The organism is Uliginosibacterium sp. H1 (assembly GCF_036017065.1).
In the GTDB taxonomy this organism is placed as follows: Bacteria; Pseudomonadota; Gammaproteobacteria; order Burkholderiales; family Rhodocyclaceae; genus Uliginosibacterium.
Genome location: NZ_JAYXHR010000006.1, coordinates 1 through 716, shown reverse-complemented (window position 1 = coordinate 716; position 716 = coordinate 1). Strand labels below are relative to the sequence as shown.

General features: G+C 67.0%; 1 protein-coding gene. It reads left to right on the top strand.

What is annotated here, in order from left to right:
- A partial coding sequence (locus tag VVD47_RS20805; protein WP_327605449.1) for an ABC transporter substrate-binding protein occupies positions 1-716 on the top strand: 716 nt, incomplete at both ends.

The window sequence follows — 716 nt, the reverse complement described above, 5'->3', positions numbered from 1 at the left end:
AACGAAATCAACCTCTACACCACCCGCGAGGCCGCGCTCGTCAAGCCGCTGCTGGACGCCTACACGGCGAAGACCGGGGTGAAGGTGAACACCGTATTCCTGAAGGACGGCCTGCCCGAGCGCGTCGCCAGCGAAGGCGCCAAATCGCCCGCCGACGTGCTGATGGCGGTCGACGTCAATGCCCTGGTCGACATGCACGAGAAGGGCGTCACCCAGCCCATCAAGTCCGCCACGCTCGAAGCCGCCATTCCCGCCAACCTGCGCGAAGCCAGCGGCCACTGGTTCGCCCTGTCCATGCGTGCCCGCACCCTGTACACCGTGAAGACCGGCGGCCCCGCCAGCTTCACCTACGAAGAACTCGCCGACCCGAAGTGGAAAGGCAAGGTCTGCATCCGCGCCGGCCAGCACCCCTACAACACCGCGCTCATCGCCCACATGATCGTCAAGGACGGCGAAGCGAAGACCGAACAATGGCTGCGTGGCGTCAAGGCGAATCTCGCCCGCAAGGCCGGTGGCGGCGACCGTGAAGTCGCGCGCGACATCGTCGGCGGCCTCTGCGACATCGGCCCGGCCAACTCCTACTACGTCGGCCTGATGCGTACCGGCGCCGGCGGCCCCGACCAGCAGAAATGGGGTGACGGCATCAACGTCGTGCTGCCCACCTTCGCAAAGGGCGGCACCCACGTGAACGTCTCCGGCGCCGCGATCGCCAGGCA